Source organism: Polynucleobacter sp. AP-RePozz3-80-G7, assembly GCF_018882145.1.
Classification (GTDB): Bacteria; Pseudomonadota; Gammaproteobacteria; order Burkholderiales; family Burkholderiaceae; genus Polynucleobacter.
In genome coordinates this window covers 147991-164867 of record NZ_JACVPC010000004.1, presented here as the reverse complement: position 1 = coordinate 164867, position 16877 = coordinate 147991, and the positions used below count along the sequence as shown (strand labels likewise).

At 46.1% G+C, this 16877-nt stretch carries 14 protein-coding genes and 1 tRNA gene; 1 reads left to right on the top strand and 14 read right to left on the bottom strand.

Features of this window, described 5'->3' with window-relative positions:
* Positions 1–4: 4 nt before the first annotated feature.
* From ICE90_RS09280 to rpsU, 10 genes are all read right to left on the bottom strand, one after another.
* On the bottom strand, positions 5–1153 hold the full coding sequence (locus tag ICE90_RS09280; protein ID WP_216192144.1) for an SUMF1/EgtB/PvdO family nonheme iron enzyme: 1149 nt from the start codon (positions 1151–1153) through the stop codon (positions 5–7).
* Between the two features lie 293 nt (positions 1154–1446).
* Entirely contained in the window at positions 1447–1755 is a 309-nt protein-coding gene (locus ICE90_RS09275; protein ID WP_216192142.1) for a hypothetical protein, read from the bottom strand.
* A 2-nt stretch (positions 1756–1757) separates the two neighbouring features.
* Positions 1758–2960 (bottom strand): DUF1501 domain-containing protein, encoded by a 1203-nt coding sequence (locus ICE90_RS09270; protein ID WP_216192140.1) that lies wholly within the window; start codon positions 2958–2960, stop codon positions 1758–1760.
* 2 nt (positions 2961–2962) lie between these two features.
* Positions 2963–4420, bottom strand: coding sequence for a DUF1800 family protein (locus ICE90_RS09265; protein WP_216192135.1), 1458 nt, complete (start codon positions 4418–4420; stop codon positions 2963–2965).
* A 277-nt stretch (positions 4421–4697) separates the two neighbouring features.
* Entirely contained in the window at positions 4698–5738 is a 1041-nt protein-coding gene (locus ICE90_RS09260; protein ID WP_216192133.1) for an STAS-like domain-containing protein, read from the bottom strand.
* A 296-nt stretch (positions 5739–6034) separates the two neighbouring features.
* Positions 6035–6111, bottom strand: a tRNA-Ile gene (locus ICE90_RS09255).
* A 12-nt stretch (positions 6112–6123) separates the two neighbouring features.
* Complete coding sequence (gene rpoD / locus ICE90_RS09250; protein WP_216192131.1) at positions 6124–8691, bottom strand: RNA polymerase sigma factor RpoD; 2568 nt, start codon at positions 8689–8691, stop codon at positions 6124–6126.
* Positions 8692–8925: 234 nt separating this feature from the next.
* Positions 8926–10902 (bottom strand): DNA primase, encoded by a 1977-nt coding sequence (dnaG, locus tag ICE90_RS09245; RefSeq protein ID WP_216192129.1) that lies wholly within the window; start codon positions 10900–10902, stop codon positions 8926–8928.
* A 49-nt stretch (positions 10903–10951) separates the two neighbouring features.
* Complete coding sequence (locus tag ICE90_RS09240) at positions 10952–11398, bottom strand: GatB/YqeY domain-containing protein (protein ID WP_215320821.1); 447 nt, start codon at positions 11396–11398, stop codon at positions 10952–10954.
* A 128-nt stretch (positions 11399–11526) separates the two neighbouring features.
* The gene (rpsU, locus tag ICE90_RS09235; RefSeq protein WP_011903537.1) at positions 11527–11739 is read right to left on the bottom strand and encodes a 30S ribosomal protein S21; all 213 of its coding nucleotides are present in this window, start codon (positions 11737–11739) and stop codon (positions 11527–11529) included.
* Positions 11740–11816: 77 nt separating this feature from the next.
* Between rpsU and tsaD the strand changes: the two genes are divergently transcribed.
* On the top strand, positions 11817–12890 hold the full coding sequence (gene tsaD / locus ICE90_RS09230) for a tRNA (adenosine(37)-N6)-threonylcarbamoyltransferase complex transferase subunit TsaD (protein WP_215320823.1): 1074 nt from the start codon (positions 11817–11819) through the stop codon (positions 12888–12890).
* A 12-nt stretch (positions 12891–12902) separates the two neighbouring features.
* Here tsaD and folE2 read toward each other — a convergent pair whose 3' ends face one another.
* From folE2 to xseB, 4 genes are all read right to left on the bottom strand, one after another.
* Positions 12903–13730: a GTP cyclohydrolase FolE2 gene (gene folE2, locus ICE90_RS09225; protein ID WP_216192126.1), complete on the bottom strand. Its 828-nt coding sequence runs from the start codon at positions 13728–13730 to the stop codon at positions 12903–12905.
* A 25-nt stretch (positions 13731–13755) separates the two neighbouring features.
* Positions 13756–15657 carry a 1-deoxy-D-xylulose-5-phosphate synthase gene (dxs, locus tag ICE90_RS09220; protein ID WP_215320827.1) on the bottom strand — a complete coding sequence of 634 codons (1902 nt, stop codon included), beginning with the start codon at positions 15655–15657 and terminating at the stop codon, positions 13756–13758.
* Positions 15658–15728: 71 nt separating this feature from the next.
* Entirely contained in the window at positions 15729–16625 is an 897-nt protein-coding gene (locus ICE90_RS09215; protein ID WP_215320830.1) for a polyprenyl synthetase family protein, read from the bottom strand.
* Positions 16626–16859, bottom strand: a complete 234-nt coding sequence (xseB, locus tag ICE90_RS09210) for an exodeoxyribonuclease VII small subunit (RefSeq protein WP_216192122.1) — start codon at positions 16857–16859, stop codon at positions 16626–16628.
* Positions 16860–16877: the final 18 nt, after the last annotated feature.

Sequence of the window (16877 nt, the reverse complement as noted above, 5' to 3'; positions counted from 1 at the left end):
TAATTTATGCCAAACAGGTACGAAAGCCGCAAAAAAAATCACTGCGGGAAGGTAGGTAAAAATTACGAAATTGGGGGCGACGCAGATAGTCAGGAGTAAATACACTCCAACCCTTCAAAACCCGATGTCTGCTATCAAACCATGGGGCCGAATAATCTTGATAAGGATCAGCGCTAAAGCCTGCAAATGGCATAAAAGCACTACTTGTCCACTCCCATAAGCCTGAAGGATGCCAATTTGGAGGGGGAGACAGCATTAATGCGGTGAGTTCATTCTCAGTAGGCAGGCGAAGGCCTCGCCACAAACAATACCGCTCAGCATCTTGAGCGGATATATGTCGAACAGGTACTTGCAAATCCATTGCCAACCACTGATGAAACGATCTTTCATACCACCGACCGCCCTCTTGTTTCCAATGCAATGGTGGGTCCACTAATGAGCTCATACCCGAATCTCGATGCGCCTCTAAAAACTCTAGATACTGCCCGTTACTTACCGCATGACTAGAAATTGAAAAATGGGGAACCGTCACTTCGTGCTGCCATTTTTCATTATCGAAAATAAAGCCTGAATGTGGAGCTGATCCCAGTTGAATTTGACTTGCAGACATATCAATATAAGTTGGTTCTAAGCCATTCGCCCGCAGAAAAGCTTCTGACCCCCTCTCAACCGGCCATGCATATGCCAAATGCTGCCATGTATAAGCAAATGCCTCATTGTGCATATCTTGATGAAAAAGCGCTAACTGCAGAAAATAGGCCTGTTCAGGAGTCAAAGATCCTGATCTAAGAATGGCATAAGACCGCTCGGTCACATCTGAAAAATAATTTAGGAGGATATCAAGTGATGGCAATTGAACTTGCCAGCGATCATCATGAACGATTCCAGATGAATTAAATAAAGCATCCGCATCTGGGAGGAGGGATGGATTGGATTGAAGCCCATGTCGATGCACCCAAAACTCTTGAAACCAAATGAGATGGCCAAACTCCCAATGCGGGGGATTTACATTGGATGAAAGAGAGACCGTTTCTTGCCCTTTGCTTAGATTGCTAATGACGGTGCGCGTAATCAGCGCCGAGTGCTCCAAGGCATTCAATAGAGTCTGAGCCGACGGCCATGGATCGTACTGCAGAAAGTCGGGTTTGGTCATTTAGCTGAAATTGACATTATTAAGAGAGCTTATTGGTACCTAATTCTACTGAATTCATCCATTATTGCGTAGCCCATCCGCATGAGAGCAATCGAGGAATAAATAAATGTAATGCTAAAAAAATACCAACCCGAAGGTTGGTATTTTCATTTCTGGTGGACCCACCAGGACTTGAACCTGGGACCAAAGGATTATGGGAGCAGAGACCCATGATAGAGCCATATAAACAGGGGGTCTAAGGGTGGTCAGCGTCGGCGTGTAAGCACTTGTGCGATAAAAAACACATCCCCCAATTAATCAAATGTAAAACGCTTTCGTAGGGCTGCATTACCACCAGCCGCGCGATTGGTCGAGCCACCATTGCCATTAATTATCAAACTAGTGTCTTTGGTTTGTGTTTTACTGGCTGGAGTTGAGAAGGATAAAGCTTGGCTTTCATTGGTATCCCCCTCATTCTTGGAGGCACTATGAATCACGGTGTTATTTTTTTGAACAGGAAATACCCTTGCTTTATCCACATCCCCGATTTCATCATTTGCTGATGCAGCCCGTATGACTTGAAAAAAGAAAAAAGTAGCAACCTTAAATCTATTGATTTTCATGATTACGCTTTTTGATAACTGAAGGCTTGATTTAAAAACTTTTGGTAATCTGTAGTAACAGCTAGGTCAACGCCTCGATCCAGTCGTTCGGTACTCAGCCCAGGCCACAGACCCATTACCCGACCGCCAGGAAAATTACTACCCATAATGAGTCCAAGAGATCCGTGGCCATGATCAGTTCCGTTACTTCGATTACTGCGCAAACGTCTTCCAAACTCAGTCATTACCACCAATGTATAGGGTTGTTTTTTAGCTTCCATATCTTCAGAAAATGCCGCAAGACTTGTGCTCAGATTTTTAATCTGTCCATTGAGCCTACTGGGCTGATTTTCATGCGTATCCCACCCTGACTGATCTACCCAAGCATACTGAAGACCTACGTTCGCATCTATTAATCTAGCAACAGATCGAAGCCCAACACCTGGATCAGCATTCGGATAAGCAGTTTTCCCAGCGCTTTCATATGGCATCGGTTTATTAGATCCTTTGGTGAGAGTTTGATTAATGAAATCTAAATTACTCAGATGATCTTTGATCCAAGGTGCAGATACTGTGTTGGAGTCTGCATTACATAATGCACTGACAGCATTGAATCCCCCTATGCCATTTGGCAATGCGACTCCATTTTGAATGTCTCGCACCGCAATAGCTCTATGGGCACCCTGCATTGATCGTGGTGAATTATTATTCCCTGCAAATAGCGGAACTAAATTTTTCTGAAATCGATCTTTCGTAATAATTTGCCTTGCCATCCACCCTAAATCATCAGGCAATGTATTTAGGGAATTTACACCGCGCTCCATAATTTCTTGGGCCTCAAAGTGCGAGCGAGTCTCGTCCATAATGCCCAGAGCCGGCCATGCAATCAATTTTCTCTGAGCAAATAAATTAGCTAAAGGCGCCGCCTCCGGATGCCAAAATAAATTAGCACCCCCTACTTTGACCTTTCCGCTGCTTGCTTCTAAAGAAAAACGCATCTCTGGCGGCCTTGCTGCCAAGAAATTTTCATCCTCGAGCGGCGACAAAATAGACAGTCCATCAGCACCACCTCGTAAAAATACCACGATGAAGGGGTGCAACATCTGCGGAGGCACCAATACCCCATTAGGTTTTTTTTGATCTAGCGAGAAAGCAACATCACTAATACCGAAAAGAGAAGTGGTTAGGCTTATTTTTAAGAACTCACGGCGGTCAATATGACTCATATTCATATCTGCTCTCCCGCTGAAAAATCCGGTTCAATTGCCTCAGTCTGAAATGATGGCGAGCAAGCAAGGTAACCCACCATTTTTCTAGCTACTTTTGGATCGCTTATGCGCTCAAATCCAGTTAAGCCTTGTGAACGGATAAGCGCCTGAGATAATTCTGGTCTTGGTTGACCAAACAATGGGGTTTCCCAGCGCGCTAAAAGTTGGCTATAAGTAGGGCCAGAAGAAAGATTGGTGAAAGGATTCCATTCACCAGTACCCCACCAATTTTCAGAAATCCCTTGAATCAATACGATCCTCTGTTTGAGATATGCGGCAGATAAATTCCATTGCAAACCATCTGGCGGACCTTCAGGCGAAACCCAGCCATATAAAGCAGGGCCCGCAGACTCGACTTGAGACAGAATTTTTCCATCAGAGATGTCAAATGGCAGGTTTACTGCATTCACGAAAGCAGCAACAAGGCGCATGGGTTTTCTTACTTTTTGACGACCCTCTTTGGGTATGGATGAGGCTAGCTTTGCAATGTGCTTAGAAAGAAGGTTTAATTGATTTGGCGTGTTTCGATGCTCTACAAATACAGCTTGTGCACTTTGAATCATCTTTTCTGATGGCTCGTCATTAATCATTCGCTTAATTAACTTACGCATTAAATGTTGTGCAGTAGCAGGATGAAAAGCGCATAAATCCAAAACTTTTTTACCATCCTTCATGGGCCCGCTATAGGGATTAAATTCACTTGCCAGAATTCTTTTCTGGTAGTTGTCGTGCCATGACTCTAGATAAATAAATTGGCCCGTCTTTGGAAGACTTTGTCCGCCGCCAATACCGGTACCATCCTCTACTGTCCAGCCAGTAAAAGCCCGAGCAGCCTCATATACATCTTGATCTATATAACCTTTTGGCTTGCCCTGAAGCGCCCCAGGCACTTCGCGCCACTGAGCATATAGATTATTCAAATAGGCATGACGCCCTAAGGTGTGTAATTCAAACAATTCTCTTGCGTAATTCTCATTCGCACTTCCTGCGCGAGAACTTTTATTATTTAAGTAATACAGCATGCAAGGATGGGTCGCGGTCTCTTCTAGAAATTTTCTAAAGTTGCCAAAAGCATTCCTCCGAATGACTTCTTTCTCCCAATGCGGAAGAAAGGCGCCGACATTCTGCTCATACCCATAGACAGAAAAATGATCTCGCCAAAAACCGATCCACTCTTCTTCCCAATAGCTTTTTGATTGAATAGCCTGCAGCAAGGCAGAAGCTTGAATCTCTTTTCTAGGACGAGATCTCTCGGGGGGCGGCAGCAAATCATCCTTACCCGAATATTGAAAAAGCATTGGGATGCTGGCGTTTAGTAAACTGAGAGGGCGCAATTCATCAACCGCAGGATAGTCTCTACCATCCCTAAATTTGCCTGCAGGATAGCGCTCCCGAAGAAGCACTTGGTTGATATTCAATTTAAGCGCCTTTTACAAACCGACAACTAAGTATCCAACAAAATGACAAAAGTGGATACCCTATGGGAACTCAACGTTAATGTAGGTCGCCAAGTTTACGTCTGCAGCTTAATGGTTGAAAAAAATACCAACCCTTGGGTTGGTATTTTCATTTCTGGTGGGCCCACCAGGACTTGAACCTGGGACCAAAGGATTCCAGTTTGTGTAATTTTCATTACCCCCTAGACTGTGCCCTCATCATATCGATTGCTCGACTTAAATGGGTGCCGTCTAGTCTCTACCCTAAATTACTTTGGGCGGCTTTAATCATTCTTTTAACCTCCAGACTCTCATTAATAGAGTGAATAGTAATTTGAGGATTTTGATTTACAAAAACACGAAATACTTCATCTGCGAATGCCTGACCAATTGACTCAACACCCTTAAAGTCCAATAACACTGTCTTAAAACGATCCACGCGATTTAGAATTCTTTTCGCCTGCGAACGCGAAATAAGCTGCCCACCTTCATATAGAGCTAGTTTCACCGGAACAATGGTTTTATTAAATGCGTAATCCTCGTCTTCCGTTCCGCTAAAACTATCAAATACTTCACGCAGCGTTCTTTGGGAGTTGAGTGCAATTTTCATGATCACCCGCGTGCCTTTATGACTCTTTTCGTTATGAAGCAAGAAGTTCATATCCGAACCATCAGCATGCGTAAAAACTAAATCGCCAGAGAAAATAAAAAATTCATCAAAGGCTCGGGATGAGAAAAAGATTCCTTGCCCAGTATGATTACTTGGATCGGTAGTGAGCTTACCTTTACTCAATTCCAAAATAGACTCTCGTGGATCGTGTAGCTTTAATAATCTAGCAATATGGTTAAAAATTCCCTCGCCATTATCAACAATTGATATTGAAACAAAATCAGGCGTTCTTTCTACATTGATGTAGACCTCAGTGCCCTCCGAATGATCAATGGCGTTGTTTAGCATTTCAGTAAAACCGTAATGACAAATATTGGCAATTTCTTTAGGCAAGCCATTAAATATTTCACCAAAATCACGTGAATAGACTTCAGACTCCTCTAGCCCCTTTAATTTAAATAGGCCATCATGAAATCGTTTTACGCCTAACTGATATACACGCGCCTTCGTGCTGCCGCTGGAAGCTAAAAATCCATCCTTAACTAATGCTGCAAAATGAGCATGGATAGCCTGCCTAGTAAGACCAAACCTTTCCATTGCGACATGAGCTAAATCGTGTTGATTGGCTTTAACGCCATCTACCAAAAACTGACGTACTTCTTGGGAGCGCTTTGTATTGGCAAATTTCATATCTATTTTTGTAAAGTTTTATGAAATTATTGTAAAGTTTTATGAAATTATTGTAAAGTTTTTGGTTATGGATTGACAAGAAATCCCGAATAAATAGCATCCATATGCGCTCTGAGGCCCTTTTAACCTCATTCACCATCAAGTCAAGCTGAGTCTCTTTGGTGGTTGCCCGTATCCACCTGTTATCCACCTTATAGCGACATTGCCATACGGCACTATGCTCGCGTTGATAAGCGTTACTTAAAGCATCGCTCAAATGACAAACCCCCATCATTGCTGATGAGGGTTTGCTTTTCTGGTGGGCCCACCAGGACTTGAACCTGGGACCAAAGGATTATGAGTCCTCTGCTCTAACCAACTGAGCTATGGGCCCGTTAGTCTTGGATCAATCTTCCTCGAGGAAGGTCTTGAGTTTATCGCTACGGCTTGGGTGACGCATTTTTCTCAGGGCCTTAGCTTCGATCTGACGGATACGCTCACGAGTCACGTCAAACTGCTTGCCGACTTCTTCGAGAGTGTGGTCAGTGCTCATCTCAACACCAAAGCGCATACGCAATACTTTTGCTTCGCGTGGTGTCAATGAATCGAGAACGTCTTTCACCACATCACGCATAGAGTCATGCAATGCTGCTTCTGCTGGAGCCAAGGTATTGCCGTCTTCAATGAAGTCGCCCAAATGAGAATCTTCATCGTCACCAATTGGTGTCTCCATAGAGATAGGCTCTTTAGCAATCTTCATGATCTTGCGAATCTTGTCTTCAGGAATCTCCATCTTCAGCGCCAAAGTTGCTGCATCTGGCTCATGACCAGTTTCTTGCAAGATCTGACGGCTGATACGGTTCATCTTGTTGATCGTCTCGATCATGTGAACAGGGATACGGATCGTACGTGCCTGGTCAGCGATAGAGCGAGTAATCGCCTGACGAATCCACCATGTTGCATAGGTGGAGAACTTATAGCCACGACGGTATTCAAACTTATCTACCGCTTTCATCAAGCCGATGTTGCCTTCTTGAATCAAGTCCAAGAACTGCAGGCCACGGTTGGTGTATTTCTTAGCGATGGAGATTACCAAGCGTAAGTTGGCTACTGTCATCTCACGTTTCGCTTCACGGGCACGCTTCTCGCCAGCGATCATCTGCTTGTTTACTTCTTTTAATTCTGGAAGTGGAATAACGACATTCTTCTGAATATCAATCAACTTCTGTTGCAATTCTTGAATTGCAGGGACGTTACGCTCCAAGAGCGCGCTGTAAGGCTTGTTCTCTTTAAGCAACTTCTCAGTCCAAGTCAAATTCATAGACATCTTAGGGAAGTCTTTTAATACTTCGCTACGATTAACGCCGACTTTGTCCACCAACAGGCTAACGATGCCACGCTCAAGTTTCCATACCTGGTCCACTTGGGAACGCATGGTGTCGCATAACTTCTCAACACTCTTCGCTGTCAAACGGAAACCAAGCAACTCAGCGCGAATTGCTTCTTGTGCCTTCAGATACGCAGGACAGTTATAACCATCCTTATCAAACGCACGGCGCATCTTGTCAGCTTGTGTACGAACGATGGCAAACTTCTCTAAAGAAATCTGCTTTAACTCTTCTAATTGCTTGGCATTCGCTGTTGCAGCACCGCCACCACCGCCGCCGCCTTCGTCTTCGCCGCCCTCTTCATCGCCTTCTTCAGCATCCGGATCAATTTCTGGCTCTTCAGGTCCAAGCTTAATATCTTCTGCGTTTGGATCAACCAAGCCATCAACAAACTGGTCAATCTCCATCTCGCCACTAGCAATCTTGTCAACGTTGCTCAGAATCTCCGCAATCGTTACAGGGCAAGCAGCCAAAGCCATCACCATATCTTTGAGACCGGCTTCAATCTTCTTCGCAATGACGATTTCGCCTTCGCGAGTTAGCAAATCGACTGTACCCATCTCACGCATATACATACGTACTGGATCGGTAGTGCGTCCGAATTCTGAATCAACTGTAGATAAAGCAGCTTCAGCCTTTTCTTCAGCCTCTTCTTCGGAAGCTGCAGCTTCTGTGTTGTCAGACAGGATTAAGGTTTCGGCATCGGGCGCTTGTTCGTAAACAGTAATACCGATGTCATTGAGCAGGCTGATTAAAGTCTCTAATGCATCCGCATCAGACAACTCGTCAGACATTACATCATTCATCTCACCATGGGTTAAGTAGCCCTTGGACATACCCATCTTGATCAAAGTCTTCAAACGAGCACGACGTAACTCTTGCTGCTCTTCAGTACCCAATTGCTGTGCTGCGAATTCCTTTAAAAGCGCCTTCTCTTTAGCCTTACGCTCACGCGCTTTTTGACGATCCGTTAATACTGGCTCTGCATTTTCTGCAGGGGCATCCGCCTTGGCTTTACGGCCACGCTTCTTCTCTTCCTCAGCTGCTGGCACCTCAACTTCAGCAACCTGGGCTTTTTTACCTTTGGCTTCTTTAGTTTCCTTTACCGCTTTAGTTGGTTCAGCTTTGGGTGCAGGTGCAGGCGTAACCTTATCTTTTTTTACTGACTCAACTTTGACTTCTGCTTTTGCTGCTTTCACAGGAGCTTTGGCAATCGGCTTTGCAGGTACTTTTGCCACTGGCTTTACAACTGCTTTTATTGGTTTTGCTGGTGCCTTAGCTGGGGCTTTAGGAGCTGGCTTTGCAGCAGCTTTTACTGGTTTAGCTGGTGCCTTAGCTTTTGGAGCTGGCTTAGCAGGTGCCTTAGCTTTAGGCGCTGGTTTTGCAGCCGCTTTTACTGGTTTAGCTGGAGCTTTCGCTTTTGGAGCAGGCTTGGCTGGTGCTTTAGCTTTAGAAACTGGTTTTGCGGCAGCCTTTACTGGCTTAGCTGGGGTTTTTGCTTTGGCCACAGGTTTTGCAGCGGCTTTTATTGGTTTAGCTGGAGCTTTCGCTTTTGGAGCTGGTTTTTTGGTCTTGGTATTCGGCATTTATTAGCACTTACTCACATTACTGTTATTGATATCGACTGATGAAACACAGCCCCGTAGTAATTCACTTACCCACTTACCCCAAATTTCATCAAAATAAAGCGCAAGTGGCTGAATTAAATCGGTTTTTTCTTGGGAACAGAGGATTATAGTCGATTGCAACTTTTTTACCCCCGTAACACTTAAAAATATGGGGTAATTTCAGTGGATTTCTAGAGGTGCTTAGGGAAATTCTTAGGAGAATTTCAGCTTTTCGCCCAATTCTCGATAACGGGCTTTGTCTTGCTCAGAAGCAGTGCTTCCGGAGATCTTTTGGGCGATTTCGGTCATTTCTTGCTTGAGATGGGTTAATTCCAGTTTTTTGAATGCCCCCTCAAGATCTGCAGCTGCACCCTCTAACTCCAAATCAGAGCCCATTACGCGGTTTCTCAAGACTTCATACAAAGGAGCCAACTCGCTACGAGAGAGTTGATCTTGGAACATCGCAAATGCACCGGCACCTGCGATCGCTGGTTTATTACCTTCACCTGGAATGAGCTCAATCAAATCACACTGCGATAAAAGATCTTGCATCAATGCATGGGCTTTTGCTGATCTTTGCTCTGCTGCCTTCAATGCAAGCGCGCGCTTGTTTCGATCCAAAGCTTTCCCTAAATGCGGAAACTGAATAATGACTCGCAACATTTGCTCGGCTAAATCGGTTGGCGCTTTAGGTGGTTCAATATTTTGAGCAGCTACTCTTTTTGCAGAACCTTTAGATGCTTGCCAAGGGGCGCCCTGACGATTGCCATTATTAGAAAAATTATTTTGGCTATTTGGGTTGCTTTGATTACCTTGTCCACCTTGATAGCGCGCCTGTACTGGCTGATACGTAGTTTGACGAACCGGTGCAGGCGCTACTGTTAAACCACAAAATGCTTCTAGTTCCGCAGGGGTGGTATTGGTACGAATAGCAAGCTCACGCAAAATTTGCGTACGTAAGGCAATGGGGGGCATCGACAGTAAAAGCGGCTTAGCAGCATGATGCGTATGGGCTCGACCTTCTGGGGTAGTTTGCTCGTGACCTTCACTAACAACCTTAAAGAAGAAGCTAGAGATAGACATGGCTTCTTTAATGATCTTCTCAAAAGCAGGTGCGCCATAAGCACGAACATAACTATCAGGGTCATGCTCCGTCGGCAAGAATAAGAAACGAATTTCTTTATCGTCAGACATGAGCGGCAAACATGCTTCAAGTGCACGTTGCGCAGCACGTTGACCGGCGGAGTCACCATCAAATGAGAAAACCACTTTATCGGTTTGTCTGAGTAGCATGCGCACATGGTTTGCAGTACAAGCTGTACCTAAAGTAGCAACCGCATTAGGGAATCCCAATTGCGCTAAAGCAACGACATCCATATAACCTTCGCACACCAAAACATATTCTTGCGCACGAATCGCTTGTCTGGCCTCAAACAAGCCATAGAGCGTATTGCCTTTAGAAAACAATGGCGTCTCAGGAGAATTTAAATACTTTGGTTCACCTTGATCCAGAATGCGCCCACCAAAGCCAATGGTTTGACCTTTGGGATTACGAATAGGAAACATAATGCGGTCACGGAAACGGTCGTAACGCTTTACATTCGCGCCTTCGGACTGCTCACCCTGAATAAGCAAGCCGCCTTCCACCAAGGTCTTCGCTATCTCATCGTTGGAGTAAGCGCCAAACACCGCCTCAAGACTCTGCCAGCCGTCAGGCGCGTAACCCAAGGCATAACGCTTAGCAATCTCACCGGTAAGTCCGCGACCTTTTAAATACTCAACTGCCCTAGTGTTGCCCTTCAGCTGCTGGCGATACCAATCGGCAGCAGCGCTCATCACCTCACTCAATGCCATTGCTTGCTGCTGTCTTGCTACATCATTTGCAGTGCGCTCTTCGCGAGGCACATCCAAGCCTGCGGAACGCGCAAGATCTTCAATAGCATCCACATATCCAAGCCCGGAATATTCCATTAAGAAACTAATGGCAGAGCCATGAGCGCCACAACCAAAGCAGTGATAAAACTGTTTAGTAGGCGATACCGAAAAGGAGGGGGATTTCTCTGAATGAAAGGGGCACAAACCCTGAAAGTTCGCGCCCGCTTTTTTTAACTTAACGTGCTGCCCAACCACATCAACGATATCAACCCGATTTAAAAGATCGGCAATGAAGGATTGTGGAATGAGCGCCATGTAGCCAGTATGAAAGGATTTTGCTTTCTTGACTAGCTACTGAGTTTGCTTACTTCGCCAATGCGGCTTTTACCAAGCCAGATACTTTTCCCATATCTGCTTTGCCAGCCAATTGACCTTTGAGTACGCCAATGACCTTACCCATATCCTGTGGGCCTACAGCGCCAGTCGAAGCAACGGCAGCAGCTATTGCAGCCTCTACTTCAGCATCGGATAACTGCGCAGGCAAGTAGGTTTGCAAAATCACCATCTCAGCAGTTTCAATCGCAACCAAATCGTCGCGATTGGCTTTTTCAAACTGAGAGATCGAATCTTTGCGTTGCTTAATCATTTTTTCGACAGTCGCAATCACACCAGCATCGTCAACCACAATGCGCTCATCGACTTCGCGTTGCTTAATCGCCGCCAACAAAAGACGAATCGCTCCTAGGCGCTCAACTTCTTTAGCGCGCATAGCATTTTTCATATCTTCGGTGATTTGATCTTTTAGACTCATGGCTTTATTCCTGGTGTTGAATATAAAACGTCGAACATTTAATAATGGTGATTAAAAAGCAAAAACCCGCTGCGTTTCACCGTCAGCGGGTTTCAAAGCCTCTCGGTGAGGAGAGCTTTTAAATTCTATTAGTAAAGCTTCTTAGGCAACATTTGGCTGCGAATACGCTTGTAATGGCGTTTAGCAGCTGCAGCTTTCTTGCGCTTACGTTCAGCCGTTGGCTTCTCGTAGAACTCGCGTGCTCGCAAGTCTGTCAAAAGGCCATTCTTTTCAATGGTGCGCTTAAAACGGCGCAATGCCACTTCAAATGGTTCGTTTTCGCGGAGGCGGACTGTAGTCATACTTATTTAACTCGTATATGCTCGATAGATATCGAAAAATTAACTGAATTGTGATTCTAGCACGGCTAAGTAAAAAAATGATTGTTTTAGGAATAGAAACTTCTTGTGATGAGACCGGGGTGGCTTTATACAACACCACGCCTTGGGAAGAGGGTAAACCGGCCTTCCAGGGCATATTAGGCCAGGGCTTGCACTCCCAGATCGCCATGCACCGGGACTATGGGGGTGTTGTCCCCGAATTAGCCTCCCGCGACCATATTCGTCGTGTTTTACCCCTCTTAGACCAATCCTTAGCCCAATCTGGTCTCAAATTGGCCGATATTGACGCCGTGGCATTCACTCAGGGCCCCGGATTGGCTGGCGCCCTCCTGGTAGGAAGCGCTTTTGCTAAATCCCTAGCCCAAGGCCTCAATTTACCGTCTATAGGGGTACATCACCTCGAAGGACACCTACTTTCCCCGCTTTTGGGCCAAACCGCCCCTCAATTCCCCTTTATTGCCCTACTGGTATCTGGTGGCCACACGCAACTCATGAAAGTCTCCGGAATTGGTCAATACGAGCTCCTTGGCGAAACCTTGGATGATGCGGCGGGAGAAGCCTTTGATAAGACGGCCAAATTACTAGGCCTGGATTACCCCGGTGGCGCAGCTATTTCTAAATTGGCAGAGGAAGGTCGCCCAGGTATTTTTGATTTACCTAAACCCATGCTGCACTCTGGTGATTTAGATTTTTCTTTCTCGGGATTAAAGACGGCCGTCCTCAATCAAGTGAAAAAGTTTGCAGAAAAAAATATTGCGAATCCTTCAGAGGTCGCACAATTTCATGCGGATCTTGCGAGAAGTTTTGTTGACTCCATCGTGGCAGTTCTTGTCAGCAAGTCCGAGAAAGCGCTCAAGCAAACGGGTTGTAAACATTTAGTGCTCGCAGGTGGCGTTGGCGCTAATTTGCAACTACGCGCCGCACTCAATGACAAAGCGAAACGCAATGGTTTTGAGGTACATTACCCACCGCTTGAGCTATGCACCGATAACGGCGTGATGATTGCTTTTGCTGGGGCACTGCGGATGATCGAAAAAAATAATGGCTCCACAACTTCTGGGGCCTTTGACATCAAACCCCGCTGGGATTTACAAAGCAACAATCTGAAATAGATTTATTGCTTGTTATTTCTGATGACTGATTCTGGCAAATGCACTGTGGTTGTGAATAGATTCAAAATTCTCAGCCTCCACTACAAAAGAGCGAATACGCTGATCAGCCTTGAGATTGCCGGCCACATCACGCACTAAGTCTTCTACGAACTTCGGGTTGCTATAAGAATGCTCAGTAACCCATTTCTCATCAGGACGCTTCAGCAATCCCCACAATTCGCTAGATGCTTCACTCTCAGCAGCGGCAACTAAATCCTCCACCGTCATCTGCGTTCTGGAATCCAATGCCACAGTCATGGTGACGTGCGAACGTTGATTATGGGCGCCGAACTCAGAAATCTCTTTTGAGCAAGGGCACAAACTCATTACTGGAACTTGTGCACGCAAACCCAATTCAACATCAGAACCGCCTGTTGCATTTTGCTTGGCTGTTGCCATCCAAGTGACTTCGTAATCCATCAAGCTTTCTACGCCAGAGACCGGTGCCACTTTTTTAACGAAGTGCGTATAAGTAAATTGCACGTGACCTTCTTTAGCGTCGAGCAAAGGCAACATATCGCGTACCAAGGCAACAATGGTCGTGCTATCCACAGCCGCATCTTGTTTTTGGAGAAGCGCCATGAATCGTGACATGTGCGTACCCTTTATATGCGCGGGTAATGCCACATCCATCTCAAAAGTTCCAACCGATGGAAAGCTACCTGTCTTGCTACGAATGGTCAGTGGATGACGTACGCCACGAATGCCAACTTGCTCAATAGGTAGTGCGCGCTCATCCAAGGTGGATTGCACGTCAGGCATTGCGCTGGCTTTCAGAAATGCGGGATTCAAGTCATTCATAGCTCTATTTTCAGGCAAAACCGGCTTATTTGCCTACCAGCGCAGAATTTACGGTCAATATTGCTGGAAAACGTTGTTTGATAGAGTTGGCAATACCCTCAACGTCCAAGCCACACTTGGTCATTAGCAGACTGTAGTCACCATGCTCGATAAATTGATCAGGAAGACCTAATTGCAAGAGGGGTTTCTGAATACCAAGGTTCGAGAGCGCTTCTAAACAAGCACTGCCAGCACCGCCAGCAATAGCCCCATCCTCAATCGTCACAAAATAATCATGATCGGCTGCTAACGATTGGATGAGATCCATATCGAGCGGCTTTACAAATCGCATATTGGCCACCGTTGCATTAACCCCTTCGGCCACTTCAAGCACTGGGTAGAGCAAAGTGCCAAACGCCAATATCGCCACACGTTGACCAGCAGGCGCAGTGGATTTACGACGAATCTCACCCTTACCAAATGGCAGAGTGCGTAATTCTTTAGACGGGATAGTGCCAACACCTGCACCACGCGGATAGCGCACCGCGCTTGGATGTGGCTGATGAAAGGCAGTGGTCAACAAGTCGCGGCATTCCGATTCATCTGCCGGCGTCATCACCAGCATATTTGGAATACAACGTAAGAATGGAATGTCATAAGCGCCAGCATGAGTAGCACCATCAGCACCAACGAGACCAGCGCGATCCAATGCAAACAACACCGGCAAATCCTGTATCGCCACATCATGAATCAATTGGTCATACGCGCGCTGCAAGAAAGTAGAGTAAATCGCCACCACTGGCTTCATACCTTCGCATGCCATACCGGCTGCAAAAGTGACCGCGTGCTGCTCGGCAATACCGACGTCGTAATAACGCCTAGGGAAGCTCTTCTCAAACTCAACCAAGCCGGAACCCTCTCGCATTGCTGGAGTAATGCCAACCAATAAAGGATCTGCATGCGCCATATCGCATAACCACTCACCAAATACTTGAGTAAACGTTTTTTTGCTGGCAGCTGATTTTTTAACGCCCTCTTCAGGATTAAATTTACTAGGACCGTGATACAGCACAGGATCGGCCTCAGCTAACTCATAGCCCTGACCTTTTTTAGTAACTACATGCAAGAACTGCGGACCACGACCTTCTAAAGCTAAGCGACGCACGTTCTGCAGCATCGGGATCAAGGCGTCTAAATCATGGCCATCAATCGGGCCGAAATAATTAAAGCCAAACTCTTGGAAGATTGTTGATGGAGAAACCATCCCCTTGGCATGATCCTCAAGGCGTTTTGCAAATTCACGCAAAGGGGGTGCAATTGATAAAACACTATCAATACCTTTTTTAGTCGCCGAATAAATATTGCCACTAAGTAATCTAGCCAGATGGCGATTGAGGGCGCCCACGGCAGGGGAAATCGACATGTCGTTGTCATTCAGAATCACTACGAGCGGTAAGTCGTCATACACACCAGCATTGTTCATGGCTTCGAAAGCCATACCACCGGTCATGGCACTATCGCCAATCACTGCTACAGCCACATGTCGTTCACCCTTGGTTTGAAACGCACGCGCCATACCCATGGCCGCAGAAATACTAGTGGATGAATGGCCGGTACCAAAAGCATCAAACTCACTTTCAGAGCGATGCGGAAAGCCTGATAAGCCCTTGTGCTGACGCAAGCTACCCATACGTTCACGACGTCCAGTCAGAATCTTATGTGGGTAACTTTGATGTCCAACATCCCAAACGATACGATCGTGCGGGGTATCAAATACGTAGTGCAAGGCAATAGAGAGCTCTACCGTTCCCAAGTTGGATGACAGATGTCCGCCCGTCTTGGATACAGAATCCAAGACAAACTCGCGCAACTCATCCGCTAAAGCCGGTAGCTCTTCGCGGGAGAGTTTTTTGAGATCGTCGGGGGAGTTAATGGAATGTAAAGTCATTGAACCTAAATAATCTGTACTGATGAATTTCTCTTATTTCTCTTATTTCTCTTATTTCTCTTATTGCTCTCTTACTTGCCGCGATTGACAACCAAGAGAGCTAAATCTTTTAATGCTTGTGCAGATGCACCAAAGCTATCTAAGCTAGCGATTGCGGTTTCTTGTAACTCTTTAGCCTGCTTCTGTGCATAGTCTAAACCCATCAAGGTCACGTAGGTCGGCTTATTGGCAGCGGCATCCTTGCCAGCTGTCTTACCCAAGGTGTGACTATCCGCAGTGGCGTCCAGCACGTCATCCACAATCTGAAACGCCAATCCCAGGGACTTTGAGTAATTTCCCAAATGCGCCATTTGCGTTGGCTTTAGGCGGGCAGCAATACCGCCTAATTCCACGGCGCATGACAACAAAGCGCCTGTTTTCATAGCATGCATTTGGTTTAGACCATTCAAGTCTAATTTCTTGCCAACACTTTCTAAATCAATTGCCTGACCGCCGGCCATGCCGCGGGAGCCTGAGGCAGCCGCTAATGCAGAAATCATGTTGAGGCGAACTTGCGCATCATAATTTGCATTAGCCAAAATTTCAAAAGCGCGCGTTTGTAATGCATCCCCAACGAGTAATGCTGTTGCTTCATCAAAAGCTTTGTGCACTGTCGGACGACCGCGACGCAACTCATCATCATCCATGCATGGCAAATCATCGTGTACCAATGAATAAGCATGTATACATTCAATTGCGACAGCCGCAGCATCCAATGATTCGGTACTTTCGGCGTTATTGCCAAGTTGTCCTGCGGCATAAACCAATAAGGGGCGAATACGCTTGCCGCCACCTTGCGCTGCGTAACGCATAGCCTCATGTAAACGATGTGGCGTAGTTTGGGCGGAATCGAGCAAGCGATCTAACGCCAACTCAGCTCGCTCGGAGTGAGAAGTAATCCACTCCTGAAATTGAAAAGCAGTGCCCAATTAAGCCTCGAACACTCGAACCTGTTGCTCAACCAGGGCCAACATCCCCTGACATTGCTTTAGCAAGGCTGCGCCGCGTTGATAGGCTAACAGGGTTTCTTCTAGGGAAAATTTGCCAGATTCCATATCGGAAATGAGCTTTTCAAGCTCTTTAACGGCTTGCTCATAGCGCAAATCGGGGTCAATTAGGACCTCAAGACCGGGTTTTTGACTCTCTGACTTCTTGGCTGGCATAAGCTGGATTCCTTCGCA

Bases quoted from the DNA above. Each gene is read 5' to 3' on its own strand.
- ICE90_RS09270 (WP_216192140.1), bottom strand. From the start codon at position 2,960: ATGAGTCATATTGACCGCCGTGAGTTCTTAAAAATAAGCCTAACCACT.
- rpsU (WP_011903537.1), bottom strand. From the start codon at position 11,739: ATGACTACAGTCCGCCTCCGCGAAAACGAACCATTTGAAGTGGCATTG.
- ICE90_RS09275 (WP_216192142.1), bottom strand. From the start codon at position 1,755: ATGAAAATCAATAGATTTAAGGTTGCTACTTTTTTCTTTTTTCAAGTC.
- folE2 (WP_216192126.1), bottom strand. From the start codon at position 13,730: ATGAATGACTTGAATCCCGCATTTCTGAAAGCCAGCGCAATGCCTGAC.
- rpoD (WP_216192131.1), bottom strand. From the start codon at position 8,691: ATGCCGAATACCAAGACCAAAAAACCAGCTCCAAAAGCGAAAGCTCCA.
- ICE90_RS09260 (WP_216192133.1), bottom strand. From the start codon at position 5,738: ATGAAATTTGCCAATACAAAGCGCTCCCAAGAAGTACGTCAGTTTTTG.
- dxs (WP_215320827.1), bottom strand. From the start codon at position 15,657: ATGACTTTACATTCCATTAACTCCCCCGACGATCTCAAAAAACTCTCC.
- ICE90_RS09280 (WP_216192144.1), bottom strand. From the start codon at position 1,153: ATGACCAAACCCGACTTTCTGCAGTACGATCCATGGCCGTCGGCTCAG.
- dnaG (WP_216192129.1), bottom strand. From the start codon at position 10,902: ATGGCGCTCATTCCACAATCCTTCATTGCCGATCTTTTAAATCGGGTT.
- tsaD (WP_215320823.1), top strand. From the start codon at position 11,817: ATGATTGTTTTAGGAATAGAAACTTCTTGTGATGAGACCGGGGTGGCT.
- xseB (WP_216192122.1), bottom strand. From the start codon at position 16,859: ATGCCAGCCAAGAAGTCAGAGAGTCAAAAACCCGGTCTTGAGGTCCTA.
- ICE90_RS09240 (WP_215320821.1), bottom strand. From the start codon at position 11,398: ATGAGTCTAAAAGATCAAATCACCGAAGATATGAAAAATGCTATGCGC.